This is a genomic window from Streptomyces sp. NPDC040610 (genome assembly GCF_055594065.1).
In genome coordinates this window covers 378,303-397,957 of record NZ_JBVIXA010000002.1, presented here as the reverse complement: position 1 = coordinate 397,957, position 19,655 = coordinate 378,303, and the positions used below count along the sequence as shown (strand labels likewise).

Annotated in this window: 1 protein-coding gene; it reads left to right on the top strand. The window is 73.0% G+C overall.

The window, feature by feature from the left end; all coding sequences use genetic code 11:
* Window positions 1-24: 24 nt before the first annotated feature.
* Window positions 25-19,653 (top strand): type I polyketide synthase, encoded by a 19,629-nt coding sequence (locus tag ACZ6AA_RS08415; protein ID WP_471456950.1) that lies wholly within the window; start codon window positions 25-27, stop codon window positions 19,651-19,653.
* Window positions 19,654-19,655 lie beyond the last annotated feature (2 nt).

Below are 19,655 nucleotides of genomic sequence, written 5' to 3'. Positions count from 1 at the left end.
TTACCAAAAGGGGTAACAAAGCACATGTCGAACGACGACAAGGTCCTCGACTACCTGAAGCGCGTCACCACGGATCTGCGGCAGACCAAGCAACGGCTGCGCGAGGTCGAGGAGAAGGCCGGCGAGCCCCTCGCGATCGTCGGCATGAGCTGCCGTTTCCCCGGCGGCGTCGAGTCGCCCGAGGGACTGTGGCAGCTGGTCGAGTCCGGTACGGACGCGGTGGCGGACTTCCCGTCCGACCGCGGCTGGGACGTGGAGTCCCTCTACGACCCCGACCCCGACCGCTCCGGTACCACCTACAGCCGCAAGGGCGCCTTCCTCGACCGCGCCGCGGAGTTTGACCCGACGCTCTTCGGGATCTCGCCGCGCGAGGCCTTGGCGATGGACCCGCAGCAGCGGCTGCTCCTCGAAACCTCCTGGGAGGCCTTCGAGCGTGCGGGCATCGACCCGCAGTCGCTGCGGGGCAGCCGCTCCGGCGTGTTCGTCGGCACCAACGGCCAGGACTACGCGGCGCTGCTGATGGCCGCGCAGGAAACAGTCGAGGGCTACATCGGCACCGGCATCTCGGCGAGTGTCATCTCCGGCCGCCTGTCCTACACCTTCGGCCTCGAAGGCCCGGCCGTCACCGTGGACACGGCCTGCTCGTCGTCCCTCGTCGCCCTGCACCTGGCGGCCCAGTCCCTGCGCAAGGGCGAGTGCGAACTGGCGCTGGTCGGCGGTGTGACGGTGATGTCGACCCCGGCCTCCTTCGTGGAGTTCAGCCGTCAGCGCGGCCTCTCCGTGGACGGCCGCTGCAAGGCCTTCGCCGACGCGGCCGACGGCACCGGCTGGGGCGAGGGCGTCGGCATGCTCCTCGTGGAGCGTCTGTCCGACGCCGAGCGCAACGGCCACCGGATCCTCGCGGTCGTGCGCGGCTCCGCGGTCAACCAGGACGGCGCGTCCAACGGCCTCACCGCCCCCAACGGCCCCTCCCAGCAGCGCGTCATCCGCCAGGCCCTGGAGAGCGCGGGCCTGGCCGCCTCCGACATCGACGCCATCGAGGCGCACGGCACCGGCACGAAGCTGGGCGACCCGATCGAGGCCCAGGCGCTCCTCGCCACCTACGGCCAGGGCCGCGGCGGCGAGCCCCTGTGGCTCGGCTCCGTGAAGTCCAACGTCGGCCACACCCAGGCCGCCGCCGGTGTCGCGGGCATCATCAAGATGGTCATGGCGATGCGCCACGGCGTCCTGCCCAAGACCCTGCACGTCGACGAGCCCTCGACCCACGTCGACTGGTCCGCGGGCGCCGTCGAACTCCTCACGGAGGCCCGGCCGTGGCCCGAGACCGGCCAGCCCCGCCGGGCCGGAGTGTCGTCCTTCGGCGTGAGCGGCACCAACGCCCACGCCATCATCGAGCAGGCCCCCGCCGTCGAGCAGGACGAGACCCCAAAGCCGGCGCGCGACGGCCTCGTGCCGTGGGTCCTCTCGGCCCGCAGCCCCGAAGCCCTGCGCCGCCAGGCCGAACGGCTCCGCGCCCACGTGACCGGCCTCGACCCCGTGGACATCGGCTTCTCCCTCGCCACGACCCGGGCGGCCCTCGAACACCGCGCCGTGGTGGTCGCGGACGACCACGAGACCCGCCTCACCGCCCTCACGGCCCTGGCCGAGGACAGGCAGACCCCCGGCCTGGTCACGGGCTCCACGGGCAGCGGCCTGCTGGGCTTCCTGTTCTCGGGGCAGGGGTCGCAGCGGTTGGGGATGGGGCGTGAACTGGCGGCCCGTTTCCCGGTGTTCGCGGAGGCCCTGGATGATGTCCTGGGTGAGTTCGGTCCGTCGGTACGTGGCGTTCTGTTCGGTGAGGATGCCGACGCGCTGAACGAGACCGGGGTGACGCAGCCCGCGCTGTTCGCGGTCGAGGTCGCGCTGTTCCGGCTGCTGGAGTCGTGGGGTGTGCGGCCCGACCTGATGGCGGGGCACTCCATCGGTGAGCTTGCTGCCGCGTACGTCTCGGGCGTGTGGTCGCTGGCTGACGCGGTGAAGGTCGTGTCCGCGCGCGGTGCCCTGATGCAGGCGCTGCCGTCCGGTGGCGCGATGGTCGCGATTCAGGCGTCGGAGGTTGAGGTCTCTTCCGAGGGCTTGCCGGAGTCGGTGGGTATTGCGGCGGTTAATGGTCCTAACTCTGTCGTCATTTCCGGTGTGGCTGCTGATGTCGAGGCGGTCGCTGACCGTTGGCGTGAGGCGGGCCGCAAGGCGACCCGGCTCAAGGTCAGCCACGCGTTCCACTCACCGCTCATGGACCCGATGCTGGAGGACTTCCGCGCGGTCCTGGAGGGCGTGTCGTACGACGCGCCCGAGATCCCCATCGTGTCGACGCTCACGGGACAGTTGGCCACCACCGAGGAGTTGACCTCCCCGGACTACTGGGTGCGGCACGTGCGCGAGTCCGTGCGCTTCGCCGACGCGGTCGTGGCGCTGCGCGAGCAGGGCGCCGACGTGTTCGTGGAGGTCGGCCCGGGCGGGACGCTGTCCGCGCTCGGCCTGGGCAGCGCCCCCGAGGCGGTGTTCCTGCCCGCGCTGCGTACGGACCGGCCCGAGGAGAACGCGTTCGTCACCACGGTCGCCGCGCTGCACACGCAGGGCGTGCCGGTCGACTGGACCGCCCGCTTCGACGGCAGCGGCGCCCGGCGGGTGGAGCTGCCGACGTACGCGTTCCAGCGCGAGCGCTTCTGGCTCGACCTGCCCACCGACGCGCGCACCGAGCGGATGTCGCCGGTCGAGGCGAGGTTCTGGGAGGCCATCGCGGAGGGTGACCTCGCCGACCTGGCCCGCATGCTGAACGTGTCGTCGGACGACCCGCTGAGCGCCGTGCTGCCCATGCTGTCGGCCTGGCGCACGGAGCAGCAGGGCCGGGCCACCGTGGACGGCTGGCGCTACCGCGTCGACTGGAGCCCGGTCACCGCCGGGAGCAGCCAACTGGGCGGCGCCTGGCTGGTCGTGGCGCCCACGGGGGAGGAGCGCGCGGACTGGGTTCGCGAGTCGCTCGCCCGCCAGGGTGCGGACGTCCACGTCCTGGACGTGGACCCGGAGGCAGTGGACTGGACGGAGCGGCTGAGCGAGCTGCCCGCGCTTGACGGGGTCGTCTCGCTGCTCGGGTTCGCCGACGCGGGGGAATCGCCCGTGCCCACGGGCGTCACGGCCACGATCGGCCTGCTGCGGGCGCTGGGTGACGCGGACGCGTCCGCGCCGCTGTGGTGCCTGACGTCGGGCGCGGTGGCGGCGGTCGAGGGTGACGCCGTCGCCGGGTTCGAGCAGTCGCTGCTGTGGGGCCTGGGCCGCGTGGCCGCGCTGGAGCAGCCGGGCCGCTGGGGCGGTCTGGTCGACGTACCGGCGGCGCCGGACGAGGCGGCCGGTGAGCTGCTGGTCTCGGTCCTCGCCGGTACGGGTGGGGAAGACCAGGTCGCGGTGCGCGGTGACGCGGTGCTCGGCCGCAGGCTGGTGCCCGCACCGCTGAGTGGCGCCGCCCCGGAGGGCTGGTCGCCGCGTGGCACGGTCCTGGTGACCGGCGGCACCGGCGCGCTCGGCGCACACGTCGCCAGGTGGCTGGTGGCGAAGGGCGCCGAGCACCTGCTGCTGACCAGCAGGCGCGGCCTGGACGCCGACGGCGCCGAGGAACTGTGCGCGGAGCTGACCACGCTCGGCGCGCGCGTCACCATCGCTGCCTGTGACGCCGCCGACCGGGACGCGCTGGCGGACGTACTCGCCTCCGTGCCCGACGAGTTCCCGCTCACCGCCGTCGTGCACGCGGCGGGCATCGAGCGCTCGGGCGCCCTCGCCGACCTCGACCCGACCGACCTCACCGACTTCGCCGACGTCCTTGCGGCGAAGGTCGACGGCGCCCGGAACCTGCACGAACTCCTGGGCGACACGCCGCTGGACGCGTTCGTGCTGTTCTCGTCCATCGCGGGCGTGTGGGGGAGCGGTGGTCAGGGCGCGTACGCGGCCGCCAACGCCTACCTCGATGCCCTGGCCGAGCACCGCCGGGCCGCGGGGCTGCCCGCGACGGCGGTCGCCTGGGGCCCGTGGGCCGACGGCGGCATGGTCGCGAACTCCGGTCACGACGCGGCGGCGCAGCTGCGCCGCCGGGGTCTGAACTCGATGGCTCCCGTGGTGGCGATCGCCGGTCTGGCCACGGTGCTGGAGCGCGGCGACGGGAACATCGTCGTCGCCGACATCGACTGGGAGCGGTTCGCGGGCACCTTCATGGCCCAGCGCCCCAGCCCCCTGCTGGCCGAACTGCCGGAGGTGCAGGCCGCGTTCGCCACCGCTCCGGCGGAGCAGGGCACGTCGGCGCTGGCGCAGCGCCTGGCCGGTCTGGACGAGGCCGAGCAGGAGCGGCAGCTCACCGACCTGGTGCGGTACGAGGCCGCTGCGGTGCTCGGCCACGTCTCCGGGGACGCGTTCTCCGCGACCCGCGCCTTCCGGGACCTGGGCTTCGACTCGCTGACGGCTGTCGAACTGCGCGCCCGCCTCAGCGAGGCGACAGGCCTTGCCCTGCCCGCGACGTTGGTCTTCGACTACCCGACGGCCGCCGTTCTGGCCGCGTACCTGCGTACCGAACTGTCCGGCGCGGGCGTCACCGCCTCCACCACTCCGGCCACCGGCTCCACCACCGCCACCGACGAGCCGATCGCGATCGTCGGCATGAGCTGCCGGTTCCCCGGGGGTGTGTCCAGCCCGGAGGAGCTGTGGCAGATGCTCCTGTCCGGCGGCGACGCCGTGACGGACTTCCCGGCCGACCGTGGCTGGGACGTGGAGGCGCTGTACGACCCCGACCCGGACGCCGTCGGCACCACCTACCTCCGCTCGGGCGCGTTCCTGTCGGACGTGAGCGGCTTCGACGCGGGCTTCTTCGGGATCTCCCCGCGCGAAGCGCTGGCCATGGACCCGCAGCAGCGACTCCTCCTGGAGACCTCCTGGGAGGTCTTCGAGCGGGCGGGCGTCGACCCGGCCTCGCTGCGCGGTGAGAGCGTCGGCGTGTTCGTGGGCTCGAACATGCAGGACTACGGGCAGGTACTCGGCGGTGCGGCCGAGGACGTGGGCGGCTACGCGGCGACCGGCAACGCGGCCAGCGTGGCCTCCGGCCGACTCTCGTACACGTACGGCTTCGAAGGCCCCGCCGTCACCGTCGACACCGCCTGCTCGTCCTCGCTCGTCGCCCTGCACCTGGCCATCCAGGCCCTGCGCTCGGGCGAGTGCTCGCTGGCGCTCGCGGGCGGTGTGACGGTGATGTCGACGCCGGGCTCGTTCATCGAGTTCAGCCGCCAGCGCGGCCTTTCGCTCGACGGCCGGTGCAAGGCCTTCGCGGCCGCCGCAGACGGCACGGGCTGGGGCGAGGGCATCGGCATGCTCTTCGTCGAGCGGCTCTCGGACGCCCGGCGCAACGGTCACCAGGTGCTCGCGGTGGTGCGGGGCTCGGCCGTCAACCAGGACGGCGCTTCGAACGGTCTGACGGCTCCGAACGGTCCCTCGCAGCAGCGGGTGATCCGCCAGGCCCTGGCCAGCTCGGGCCTGACCGCGTCCGAGGTGGACGCGGTGGAGGCGCACGGCACGGGTACGACGCTGGGCGACCCGATCGAGGCCCAGGCCCTCCTGGCCACGTATGGGCAGGACCGCGACGGCGAGCCGCTGTGGCTGGGGTCGATCAAGTCGAACATCGGGCACACGCAGGCCGCCGCAGGTGTGGCGGGCGTGATCAAGATGGTGATGGCGATGCGGCACGGTGTGCTGCCGCAGACGCTGCACGTGGACGCGCCGTCGCCGCACGTCGACTGGTCGGCCGGCGCGGTGGAACTCCTGGCGGAGACGCGCTCGTGGCCGGAGACGGGCCAGCCGTGGCGTGCCGGTGTGTCGTCGTTCGGCTTCAGTGGCACGAACGCGCACGTCATTGTCGAGCAGGCCCCTGCCGTGGAGCCGATGGAGCCGGTGGAGGCACCGGAGCCGGTGACCGACGGCCTCGGCGTCGTGCCGTGGGTGCTTTCGGCGCGCGGCGAGGACGCTCTGCGGGGTCAGGCCGAGCGGTTGAGGTCCGTCGTCGGCGAGCACGCGCTCGCCGACGTCGGCCACTCGCTCGCCACGACGCGGTCGGCGTTGGACCACCGCGCGGTGATCGTGGCCGGTGAGCGGGACGAGTTCCTGGCGGCTCTGGCTGCGGTGGCCGAGGGCCAGGTGACCGGTGCGGTGGTGACGGGTGTCGCCGATGAGCCCGGCCGGGTGGGGTTCTTGTTCTCGGGTCAGGGGTCGCAGCGGTTGGGGATGGGGCGTGAACTGGCGGCCCGTTTCCCGGTGTTCGCGGAGGCGCTGGATGAGGTCCTGGGTGAGTTCGGTCCGTCGGTACGTGGCGTTCTGTTCGGTGGGGATGCCGAGGCGCTGAATGAGACCGGGGTGACGCAGCCTGCGTTGTTCGCGGTCGAGGTGGCGTTGTTCCGCTTGCTTGAGTCGTGGGGTGTGCGGCCCGACCTGCTGGCGGGGCACTCCATCGGTGAGCTGGCTGCTGCCCATGTGGCCGGGGTGTGGTCGCTGTCGGATGCCGTCAAGGTCGTGTCGGCGCGGGGTGCGTTGATGCAGGCGTTGCCTGAGGGTGGCGCGATGGTCGCGATCCAGGCCTCCGAGGCTGAGGTCAGCTCTGACGTCTTGCCGGATACGGTGGGTATAGCGGCGGTTAATGGTCCTAACTCGGTGGTTGTCTCCGGTGTGGCTGCCGATGTCGACGCGGTCGCCGAGCGCTGGCGTGAGGCGGGCCGCAAGGCGACCCGGCTCAAGGTGAGCCATGCGTTCCATTCACCCCTGATGGACCCGATGTTGGACGAGTTCCGTGCGGTCCTGGAAGGCGTGTCGTACGGGCAGCCGTCGCTTCCGATCGTGTCGACGCTGACCGGCACGAAGGCGTCGGCCGAGGAGTTGGGTTCGCCCGACTACTGGGTCCGCCATGTGCGCGAGGCCGTGCGTTTCGCCGACGCCGTGGGCGCTCTGGCTGCCGAGGGTGTGGCGACGTTCGTCGAGGTGGGCCCGGGCGGGGCGCTGTCGGCGCTGGGCCAGGAGTCCGCCCCGGACGCCGTCTTCGTACCGGTGCTGCGCGGTGAGCGCCCGGAGGACGTGGCGGCCACGACGGCCGCCGGGCAACTGCACGTGCGCGGTGTCCAGGTCGCGTGGGAGGCGTTCTTCGCCGGTCGCGGCGCACGCCGTGTGGACCTGCCGACGTACGCCTTCCAGCATGAGCGGTTCTGGCCCGAGGCCCTGGCGCCGACCGGCGATGTCACGGCGGCCGGGCTCGGTTCGGCGGAGCACCCGTTGCTGGGTGCGGCTGTCGCTGTCGGCGGGACGGACGGTGTGCTGCTGACCGGACGGCTGTCGGTTCAGACGCACCCGTGGCTGGGTGAGTACGTGGTCCAGGGTTCGGCGCTGCTGCCGGGTTCGGCGTTCGTCGAGCTGGCGGTGCGTGCCGGGGACCAGGTCGGCTGCGACCTGGTGGAGGAGCTGACGCTGGAGGCGCCGCTCGTCCTGCCTTCGGACGGCTCGGTACGGGTACAGGTGTGGGTCGGTGCGTCGGATGAGTCGGGTCGGCGTGAGCTGACCTTCTACTCCAGCTCCGGCGATGTCGAGGACGGCCGTGCGTGGACCCGGCATGCCGTCGGTGTGCTGGGGGAGGGCGGCCTCTCTGGTGAAGTCTCCCTGGAGGCGTGGCCTCCGGCGGGGGCCGAGGTCGTGGACCTGGAGGGGTTCTACGACGAGAGGGCTGACGCCGGGTTCGGCTACGGGCCGGTGTTCCAGGGCCTGAAGGCCGCCTGGCGCAAGGGCGGCGAGGTGTTCGCCGAGGTCGCGCTGCCCGAGGGTGTGCAGACCGACGGCTTTGGTCTGCATCCGGCACTGCTCGACGCGACCCTGCACACGATCGGCCTCACCGACGGCACAGGTGCCGATGGCGCTGGCGAATTGCCGTTCGCGTGGTCCGGTGTGCGGCTGCACGCCTCGGGCGCGACGGTGCTGCGGGTGCGGCTCACGCCCACGGACACGGCGGACGGCGTGACGCTGGCGATCGCCGACGGGGCGGGTGCTCCCGTCGCGACGGTGGACTCGCTCGTGCTGCGCCCGATGCCGGAGACGCTGTCGCGGCAGGACGGGGAGTCACTGTTCGGCGTCGACTGGGTGTCCGTACCCCTGCCTGAAGGCGCCGCACCGACGACCGAGTGGACCGACGCGCAGACGCTGGCGCCGTCGGCGGAACTGCCCGACTACGTGGTCGTGTCGTGCCCCGTCACGTCCGGGTCCGACCCGGTGGCCTCGGCGCACGAGGCGGCGCACTGGGCGCTGGACGTGGTCCGGACGTGGCTGACGGACGAGAGCTTCGACGCGGCGCGCCTGGTCGTCGTGACCAAGGGCGCACTCGCCACCACGGCCGACGAGGCTGTACGCGATGTCGCACAGGCGGCCGTGTGGGGCCTGGTCCGCTCCGCCCAGTCGGAGAACCCCGACCGGATCGTGCTCGTGGACCTCGACGACGAGGCGGCCTCGCTCGACGCGCTGCCCGCCGCGCTCGCCACCGGCGAACCCCAACTCGCCGTGCGCGCCGGACGTACCAGCGTGCCGCGCCTGGCGAGGGCCGAGCGGTCCGTGGTGGACGATCCCGGCTTCGGTTCGGGCGCGGTGCTGGTCACCGGCGCCACCGGCACGCTGGGCGGTCTGCTCGCCCGGCACCTGGTCGCGGAGCGAGGCGTACGCAACCTGCTCCTGGTCAGCAGGCGTGGCATCGCGGCCGAGGGCGCCGAGGAACTGCGTGCCGAACTCGCCGCGCAGGGCGCTGAGGTGACGTACGCGGCCTGCGACGTCGCCGACCGCGACGCCGTCGCCGACCTGCTCGCCGAGCACGAGATCTCCGCCGTCGTACACACCGCAGGTGTCCTCGACGACGCCACGATCGGCTCGCTCACCGCGGACCGGATCGACACCGTGTTCCGGCCCAAGGTCGACGCGGCCTGGCACCTGCACGAGCTGACCCGCGACCTCGACCTGTCCGCCTTCGTCCTGTTCTCGTCGGTGTCGGGCACGCTCGGCGCCGCCGGTCAGGGCAACTACGCGGCGGCGAACGCCTTCCTCGACGCGCTGGCGCACCACCGCCGGGCCGCCGGGCTGCCCGCGACCTCGCTGGCGTGGGGCCTGTGGGCGGACGCGAGCGGCATGAGCGGCCAGCTCGACGAGTCGGACGTACGGCGGATCACCAACGGCGGCATGATCCCGCTGGGCTCGGCCGAAGGGCTCGCGCTGTTCGACGCGGCGGGTACGACCGGGCGCGCCGCGCTCGTGCCGGTGCCCCTGGACCTGGGTGTGCTGCGCCGACAGGCACGTACGAACCCCGTCCCGCACCTCCTGCGCGGCCTGGTGCGCACCGCCGCGCGCAGGACCGCCGGATCGGGCCCCGCCGCGCGCTCGGCGCTGGCCCGCAAGCTCGCCGGAATGAGCGTGGCGGACCAGGAGAAGGCCCTCCTTGACCTCGTACTCGGCCATGTGGCCGTGGTGCTCGGCCACAGCTCCGCGGGTGCCGTCTCGCCCGACCGCGCGTTCAAGGACCTCGGCTTCGACTCGCTCAGCTCCGTCGAACTGCGCAACCACCTCAACGCGGCGACCGAGCTTGCCCTGCCCGCCACCCTCGTCTTCGACTACCCGACTCCCGCGGCGCTCGCCGCGCACCTCGGCGCCGAACTCGCGGGCGTCACCGTGGTCGACACGGTCACCGGCACGGCGATGGCCACGACGGACGAGCCGATCGCGATCGTCGGCATGAGCTGCCGCTTCCCCGGCGGGGTCGAGTCGCCCGAGGACCTGTGGCGGCTCGTCGAGTCCGGTACGGACGCGCTGTCCGGCTTCCCGACCGACCGCGGCTGGGACGTGGAGTCCCTCTACGACCCGGACCCCGACCACGCGGGCACGACCTACGCGCGTGAAGGCGGATTCCTGCACGGCGTCGGCGAGTTCGACGCGGACTTCTTCGGCATCTCGCCGCGCGAGGCCCTCGCCATGGACCCGCAGCAGCGACTCCTCCTTGAGACGTCGTGGGAGGCCTTCGAGCGGGCCGGTATCGACCCGCACGCGGTGCGCGGCAGCCGGTCGGGCGTGTTCGTCGGCACCAACGGCCAGGACTACGCGGCGCTGTTGATGGCCGCGCAGGAGAGCGCCGAGGGGTACGCGGGCACGGGCAGCGCGGCGAGCGTCATCTCCGGTCGGCTCTCGTACACCTTCGGGCTCGAGGGCCCGGCGGTGACGGTGGACACGGCCTGCTCGTCGTCGCTGGTCGCCCTGCACCTCGCGGGCCAGGCGCTGAACAAGGGCGAGTGCGAGCTCGCGCTGGTCGGCGGTGTGACGGTGATGTCGACGCCGGGTGCGTTCATCGAGTTCAGCCGCCAGCGCGGGCTCGCGGAGGACGGCCGGTGCAAGGCGTTCGCCGAGGGCGCGGACGGCACGGGCTGGGGCGAGGGCGTCGGCATGCTGCTCGTCGAGCGGCTCTCGGACGCCGAGCGCAACGGCCACCAGGTGCTCGCCGTCGTACGCGGATCGGCGGTGAATCAGGACGGCGCGTCCAACGGTCTGACGGCCCCGAACGGTCCCTCGCAGCAGCGGGTGATCCGCCAGGCGCTCGCCAGCGCGGGCCTGGCCCCGTCCGACGTGGACGCGGTCGAGGCGCACGGCACCGGCACCAAGCTGGGCGACCCGATCGAGGCCCAGGCCCTCCTGGCCACGTACGGGCAGAACCGTGCCGGTGACCCGCTGTGGCTCGGCTCGGTGAAGTCGAACGTCGGCCACACCCAGGCCGCGGCCGGCGTGGCGGGCGTGATCAAGATGGTGATGGCGATGCGGCAGGGTGTGCTCCCGCGCACGCTGCACGTGGACGCGCCGTCGTCGCACGTCGACTGGTCGGCGGGCGCCGTCGAACTGCTCACGGAGACCCAGCCGTGGCCGGAGACCGGTCACCTGCGCCGGGCCGGTGTGTCGTCGTTCGGCGTCAGCGGCACCAACGCCCACGCCATCATCGAACAGGCCCCGGCAGCAGCCGAGGATGTGGCCACCTCTGACGTGGCCCCGGTGCCGGACGGCATCGCGCCGTGGGTCCTCTCGGCCCGGAGCGCCGACGCGCTGCGCGAGCAGGCCGTGCGGCTGAAGTCCCTTGTGGACGCGGCGCCCGAGCTGTCCGTGCCGGACGTGGGTCGTGCGCTGGTGTCGACGCGGGCGGTGCTTGAGCACCGTGCGGTGGTCGTGGCCGGTGAGCGGGATGAGTTCCTGGCCGCTTTGGCTGCGATGGCCGACGGCAAGTCGAGTGGCGCCGTGGTGATGGGCGTCGCCGATGAGCCCGGTCAGGTGGGGTTCTTGTTCTCGGGTCAGGGGTCGCAGCGGTTGGGGATGGGGCGTGAACTGGCTTCCCGTTTCCCGGTGTTCGGGGAAGCCCTGGATGAGGTGTTGGCGGCGTTTGACCCGTCGGTGCGGGAGGTGCTGTTCGGTGAGGATGCCGAGGCGCTGAACGAGACGGGGGTGACGCAGCCTGCGCTGTTCGCGGTCGAGGTGGCGCTGTTCCGGCTTCTTGAGTCGTGGGGTGTGCGGCCCGACGTGCTGGCAGGGCACTCGATCGGTGAGCTGGCAGCGGCGCATGTGGCTGGTGTCTGGTCGCTGGCTGATGCCGTCAAGGTGGTGTCCGCGCGTGGTGCGTTGATGCAGGCGCTGCCGACTGGCGGGGCGATGGTCGCGATCCAGGCGTCGGAGGCCGAGGTCACGTCGGACGTCTTGCCGGAGACGGTGGGTATTGCGGCGGTTAATGGTCCTAACTCGGTGGTTGTCTCCGGTGTGGCTGCCGACGTCGAGGCGGTCGCGGAGCGCTGGCGCGAGGCGGGCCGCAAGGTCACCCGCCTCAGGGTCAGCCACGCGTTCCACTCGCCGTTGATGGAACCGATGTTGGACGAGTTCCGTGCGGTCCTGGAAGGTGTCTCGTACGGGGAGCCGTCGCTTCCGATCGTGTCGACGCTGACCGGCACCCGGGCGACCGCCGAGGAGTTGGCCTCGCCCGAGTACTGGGTGCGGCACGTCCGCGAGGCCGTGCGCTTCGCCGATGCCGTGAGCACGCTCGCGGATGGGGGCGTGGCGACGTTCGTCGAGGTCGGCCCCGGCGGCACGTTGTCGGCGCTGGGCCAGGAGTCCGCCCCGGACGCCGTCTTCGTACCGGTGCTGCGTGGTGAGCGGCCCGAGGATGTGGCGGTCATGACGGCCGCCGGACAGCTGCACGTGCGTGGCGTCCAGGTGGACTGGCAGCCCTTCTTCGACAGCGGTACGCGACGCGTCGACCTGCCGACCTACGCCTTCCAGCGCGAGCGCTACTGGCTGGACGCGTCGTACTCGACCGGTGATGCCGCAGCGATCGGACTCGGTTCGGCGGAGCACCCGTTGCTGGGTGCGGCTGTCGCCGTCGGCGGTACGGACGGTGTGCTGCTGACCGGACGGGTCTCGATCCAGACGCACCCTTGGCTGGCTCAGTACGTGGTCCAGGGATCGGCGCTGCTGCCTGGCGCGGCGTTCGCCGAACTGGCGGTGCGCGCCGGGGATCAGGTCGGCTGCGACCTGGTCGAGGAGCTGACCCTCGAAGCACCGCTCGTCCTGCCCGAGTCCGGTTCGGTACGGATGCAGGTGTGGGTCGGTGCGTCGGACGAGTCGGGTCGGCGTGAGCTGACGTTCTACTCCAGCTCCAGCTCCAGCTCCAGCTCCGGCGATGTCGAGGACGGTCGTGCGTGGACCCGGCATGCCGTTGGCGTACTCCGCGAGGGCGGTCTGTCCGATGGGGTTGCCCTGGAGGTGTGGCCTCCGGCGGGGGCCGAGGTCGTGGACCTGGAGGGCTTCTACGACGAGAGGGCTGATGCCGGGTTCGGCTACGAGCCGGTGTTCCAGGGCCTGAAGGCTGCCTGGCGCAAGGGCGGCGAGGTGTTCGCCGAGGTCGCCCTGCCGGACGGTGTGAAGGCCGACGGCTTCGGTCTGCATCCGGCGCTGCTCGACGCGACGCTGCACGCGATCGGCCTCACCGACGGCGCGGATCCCGACCACCTGCCGTTCTCGTGGTGGGGTGTGCGGCTGCACGCCTCGGGCGCGACGGTGCTGCGGGTGCGGCTCACGCCCACGGACGCGGCGGACGGCGTGACGCTGGCGATCGCCGACGGGGCGGGTGCTCCCGTCGCGACGGTGGACTCGCTGATGCTGCGCCCGGTCTCGGCCGACCAGCTCGCCCGCGACGACCGCGGCGACGCGCTGTTCGGCGTCGACTGGACATCCGCCCCGCTGCCCGACGGCGACTCGCCGACGACCCTGCGGACCGACCTGGACGAACTGGCGCGGACGACGGAACTCCCCGACTTCGCCGTCCTGTCCTGCCCGGCCACCTCCACGTCCGACCCGGTCGCCGCCGCGCACGAAGCGGCGCACTGGGCCCTCACGACGGTCCAGGCCTGGCTCTCCGACGAGCGGTTCGAAACGGCACGCCTGGCCATCGCGACCAGCGGCGCGCTCGCCACCACGGCCGACGAGGACGTACGGAACCTCGCGCACGCCGCCGTATGGGGCCTGGTCCGCTCCGCCCAGTCGGAGAACCCCGACCGGATCGTGCTCGTGGACCTCGACGAGGAGGCGGCCTCGCTCGACGCGCTGCCCGCCGCGCTCGCCACCGGCGAGCCCCAACTCGCCCTGCGTTCCGGCGACATCCGCATCCCTCGCCTGGCGAGGGTCGGCGCGTCCGTCGTGGACGACCCCGGCTTCGGCTCGGGCGCGGTGCTGGTCACCGGCGCCACCGGCACGCTCGGCGGCCTGGTCGCCCGGCACTTGGTCGCGGAGCGAGGCGTACAAAACCTCCTGCTCGTGAGCAGGCGCGGGGCCGCCGCTGAAGGCGCCGAGGAACTGCGTGCCGAACTCGTCGCGCAGGGCGCCGAAGTGACGTACGCGGCCTGCGACGTCGCCGACCGCGACGCGCTGGCAGACCTGCTCGCCGAGCACGAGATCTCCGCCGTCGTACACACCGCAGGTGTCCTCGACGACGGCGTGATCGGCTCCCTGACCCCCGACCGCATCGACACCGTCTTCCGCCCCAAGGTCGACGCGGCCTGGCACCTGCACGAGCTGACCCGCGACCTCGACCTGTCCGCGTTCGTCCTGTTCTCCTCCGTCGCCGGAGTGCTCGGCGGCCCCGGTCAGGGCAACTATGCGGCCGCGAACAGCTTCCTGGACGCGCTCGCCCAGCACCGCCGCGCCACCGGCCTCCCCGCCACCTCCCTGGCGTGGGGCCTGTGGGCGGACGCGAGCGGCATGAGCGGTCAGCTCGACGAGGCCGACGTGAAGCGGATGAGCAGGGGCGGAGTGATCCCGCTCCGCTCGGCCCAGGGCCTGGCGCTGTTCGACGCGGCGGGCACCACCGGGCGCGCCGTCCTCGCCCCCGTCCCGCTCGACCTGCCCGCGCTGCACCGGCAGGCCCGCACCAACCCCGTACCGCACCTGCTGCGCGGCCTCGTCCGCACCACCGCGCGCAGGACCGCCGAGTCCGGCGTCGCCGTCGGATCCGCGCTGGCCCGGTCGCTGGCGGGCCTCACCGGGGCCGAGCGCGAGAAGGTGCTCCTCGACGTGGTCCTCGAGCACGTGGCCGTGGTCCTCGGCCACGGCTCGGCGCACACCGTCGTGCCCGACCGCGCGTTCAAGGACCTCGGCTTCGACTCGCTCACCGCCGTCGAACTGCGCAACCGCCTCGGCGCCGCCACCGAGCTGCGCCTGTCCGCGACGCTGGTCTTCGACCACCCGACCCCGGCGGCGCTCGCCGCGCACCTCGGCACCGAACTCACCGGCGCGCCCGCCGTCGTGACGGCCACCCGCACGGTGGCCGCCGTGAGCGACGACCCCATCGCGATCGTCGCCATGAGCTGCCGGTTCCCGGGCGGCGTGAACTCGCCCGAGGACCTGTGGCGCCTCGTCCACGACGGTGTCGACGCCGTCGGCGAGTTCCCCGGAAACCGCGGCTGGGACCTCGCCACCGTGTACAACCCCGACCCGGACCACGCGGGCACCTCCTACGCGCGGGAAGGGGCCTTCCTCTACGACGCCGACCAGTTCGACCCGACGTTCTTCGGCATCTCGCCGCGCGAGGCCCTCGCCATGGACCCGCAGCAGCGACTTCTCCTGGAGACCTCCTGGGAGGCGTTCGAGCGCGCGGGCATCGACCCGAGCTCGGTGCGGGGGCGCGACATCGGCGTCTTCACCGGCTCGAACGTGCAGGACTACACGCTGCTCCTGACCCGCAGCGACGAGACCGTCGAAGGGTTCATCGGCACCGGCAACGCGGCCAGCGTCGTCTCCGGCCGGGTCGCCTACGCCTTCGGCCTCGAAGGCCCCGCGGTGACGGTCGACACCGCCTGCTCCTCGTCGCTGGTCGCCCTGCACATGGCGGTGCAGGCGCTGCGCACGGGCGACTGCTCGATGGCCCTCGCGGGCGGTGTGACGGTGATGTCGACACCGGGCTCGTTCATCGAGTTCAGCCGTCAGCGCGGCCTGTCCACCGACGGCCGGTGCAGGCCGTTCTCGTCCGACGCCGACGGCACAGGATGGGGCGAGGGCGTCGGCACGGTCGTCCTGGAGCGGCTCTCCGACGCTCAGCGCAACGGGCACCAGGTGCTCGCGGTGGTGCGCGGATCCGCCATCAACCAGGACGGCGCGTCCAACGGCCTCACCGCGCCCAACGGCCCCTCGCAGCAGCGCGTCATCCGCCAGGCGCTCGCGAGCGCCGGACTGGAGGCGTCCGACGTGGACGCCGTCGAGGCGCACGGCACCGGCACGAAGCTGGGCGACCCGATCGAGGCCCAGGCGCTCCTCGCCACCTACGGCCAGGACCGTGACGGCGAGCCCCTGTGGCTCGGCTCCGTGAAGTCCAACATCGGGCACACGCAGGGCGCGGCCGGTGTCGCGGGCATCATCAAGATGGTCATGGCGATGCGCCACGGCGTCCTGCCCAAGACCCTGCACGTCGCCGAGCCCACCCCGGAAGTCGACTGGTCGACCGGCGATGTCGCGCTCCTCACCGAGGAGCACGACTGGCCGGACACCGACCGGCCGCGCCGCTTCGGCGTGTCGTCGTTCGGATTCAGCGGCACCAACGCGCACGCCATCATCGAGCAGGCGCCCGCCACCGACGCCCCCGAGCGGCCCGCCGCACCGGACACGTCCCTGGTGCCGCTGCTCGTCTCGGCCAAGGACGACGAGGCGCTGCGCGCGGGAGCCGACCGGCTGCGCGCCCACCTCGCGGCACACCCCGACCTCGACCCGCGCGACGTCGCCGCGACGCTCGCCGTGTCGCGGTCGGCCCTCGACAGCCGGGCGGTCGTCGTGGGCCAGGACCGTGACGGCCTGCTCGCCGGCCTCGCCGCGGTCGTCGAAGGGCCGACGGCGGTGGCCCGGGGCGTCGAGTCGGCGCGGGTGGCCACGGGTGTCGCCGGGCCCGCGGGCAAGGTGGCGTTCGTGTTCCCCGGCCAGGGCTCGCAGTGGCTCGGCATGGGTGCGGAGCTCGCCGAGTCCTCCCCGGTGTTCCGTGCCTCGATGGAGGCGTGCGCCGAGGCGCTCGCCCCGCATGTGGACTGGTCGCTGTGGGACGTCCTCGCCGACGCGGACGCGCTGGAGCGGGTCGACATGGTGCAGCCCGCACTGTGGGCGGTGATGGTGTCGCTGGCGGCGCTGTGGCGTTCGTACGGTGTGGAGCCGGACGCGGTCGTCGGGCACAGCCAGGGCGAGATCGCCGCGGCGCATGTCGCGGGCGCCCTGTCCCTCGCCGACGCCGCCAAGATCGTCGCGCAGCGGAGCAAGGCCATCCTCGCGCTGTCCGGTCAGGGCGGCATGGTGTCGCTCGCGGCGACCGTCGACGAAGCCCGCGCGTACATCGAGAAGTGGGACGGGCGGATCTCGATCGCCGCGGTCAACGGCCCCGGCTCGGTGGTCGTGGCGGGAGACGCCGACGCCCTGGACGAGCTGATCGAGGCCCGCTCCGCCGACGGCACCCGCGCACGGCGCGTCCCCGTCAGCTACGCGTCGCACTCGGCGCACGTCGAGCGCATCAAGGACGAACTGGCGACCGTGCTGGCCGGGGTGGAACCCCGGGCCGCGCGCGTGCCGATGCTGTCCACCGTCACCGGGGAGTGGCTGACCGGTACCGAAGTGGGCGCGGACTACTGGTACGAGAACCTGCGGAACACCGTGCGCTTCGATGAGGCCACACGCGGCCTGATCGAGCGGGGCATCGGCGCGTTCGTCGAGTGCAGCCCGCACCCCGTGCTGACCTTCGGCGTACGCGAGACGCTGGACGCGACCGACACCCGGGCCGTCGTCGTGGGCACCCTGCGCCGCGACGACGGTGACGCCGACCGGTTCCTCGCCTCCGTCGCCGAGGCGTACGTGGCGGGCCTGCCCTTCGACTGGCACCAACTGGTGCCCGAGGGACGGCACGTGGACCTGCCCACCTACGCCTTCCGGCGCGGGCGGATCTGGCCCACCATGGCCGCGGCCCCCACGGGCGACGCCACCGGGACCGTCGACGCGCAGTTCTGGGCGGCCGTGGCGGACGGCGACCTCGGCGACCTCGCGGACGAGCTGGACGTCTCCCTCGACGACCCGATCGGCACGGTGCTGCCCCGGCTCGCGTCGTGGCGGCAGGCACAGTCCGAGAACTCCGAGATCGACGGCTGGCGCTACCGCGTCAGCTGGCTGCCCGTGCCCGAGCCCGTCGCCGCGCTCAAGGGCACCTGGCTCGTGGTCAGCAGGGACGGCGCCGGTGAGGAATCCGTCGCCGCCGCGCTGACCCGGCACGGCGCCCGCGTGGTGCCGGTCCGGGCCGGCGAGGCCCTGGACCGGGACGCGCTGACGGCGCGGCTAGCCGTCGACGAGCCCGTCGCGGGCGTGCTGTCACTGTTCGCGCTGGACCCCGAACTGCCGTCGGGCGGCGTGTACGCGACGCTCGCCCTCGTCCAGGCACTCGGCGACGCCGAACTCGTCGCCCCCCTGTGGCACGCGACGCGGGGCGGCGTCACGGTCGGCCGCTCCGACACGGCCATCGACCCCGAGCAGGCCATGGTCTGGGGCATGGGCCGCGTCATCGGGCGGGAACAACCCGAGCGCTGGGGCGGTCTCGTCGACCTGCCCGACACCCTGGACGACCGCGCCGGAGCCCGCCTCGCGGGCATCCTGTCCGGCACCCGGGACGAGGACCAGGTCGCCCTCCGGTCCGGCGGCGTGTTCGCCCGCAGGCTGGTGCAGGCCCCCGTGGGGCACCTCGGCGACTGGGACCCCACCGGCACGGTCCTCGTCACCGGCGGCACCGGAGGCATCGGCGCGCATGTCGCCAGGTGGCTGGCCGCGAAGGGCGCCGAACACCTCCTGCTCACCAGCAGGCGCGGACCGGACGCCGACGGCGCGGAGGAACTGCGCGCGGAACTGACCGCGCTCGGCGCACAGGTGACGATCGCCGCCTGCGACGTCGCCGACCGGGACGCGCTGGCACGGCTCCTCGCGTCGGTGCCCGAAGAGTTCCCGCTCACCGCCGTCATGCACACCGCGGGCGTCCTGGACGACGGTGTCCTCACCGCGCTCACCCCGGAGCGGCTCGCCACCGTGCTGCGGCCCAAGGTCGACGCCGCGGTCAACCTCGACGAGCTGACCCGGGACCTGGAGCTGTCGGCGTTCGTGCTGTTCTCCTCGATCTCGGGCACCTTCGGCGCGGTCGCCCAGGGCAGCTACGCGGCCGCCAACGCCTTCCTCGACGCCTTCGCCGAACGGCGCGTGGCCGAGGGCCTCGCCGCGACCTCGGTGGCGTGGGGGCCGTGGGGCGGCGGCGGCATGGTCGGCGAGCGGCTCGCCGAGATCCTGCGCGGCCGGGGCACCGCCCCGTTCGAGCCCGAACTGGCCATCGCCGCCCTCGACCGGGCGCTGCGCCAGGACGACCCGACGGTCCTCGTCGTGGCGGACATCGACTGGACCGTGTACGCGCCCACGCTCCCGGCCACGCTGCTGCGGGAACTGCCCGCCGCACGCAGGGCCCCGGCCCCCGCCGAGGCCGCGGCGCCGCTCGACCTGTCGGCCGAGCTCGCCGCACTGCCCGTGCCGGACCGCGAGCGCGTCGTACTCGATCTGGTACGGGAGCAGGTCGCCGCCGTACTCGGCTACGACAGCACCACGGCCGTGGAACCCGGCCGGGCGTTCAAGGACCTGGGCTTCGACTCGCTCACCGCGGTCGAGTTCCGCAACGTCTTCAACTCGGCCACCGGGTTGAGCCTGCCCTCGACGCTCGTGTTCGACCATCCCACCCCGGCGGCGCTCGCCGCACACGTGCTGGAGCAGATGCTCGGCATGGGCACGCCCACCATCGACGCGGAGCTGGACCGCCTGGAGGCCGCGCTGTCCGTCCTGACACCGGACGCCGAGCAGAGCACCGCCGTGGGTGAACGCCTGCGCGCGCTCGTGGCCAGGTGGGACGAGGCGCACACCAGCACGGAAGCCGCGAAGTCCGGACCGGACGCGCGCACCGCTTCGGCGGACGAACTTCTCGCACTCCTTGATGAACAACTCGGTAGGTCTTGAGC

Excerpts from the sequence above, each read along its gene's own strand:
- ACZ6AA_RS08415 (WP_471456950.1), top strand. The coding sequence starts at position 25 with ATGTCGAACGACGACAAGGTCCTCGACTACCTGAAGCGCGTCACCACG.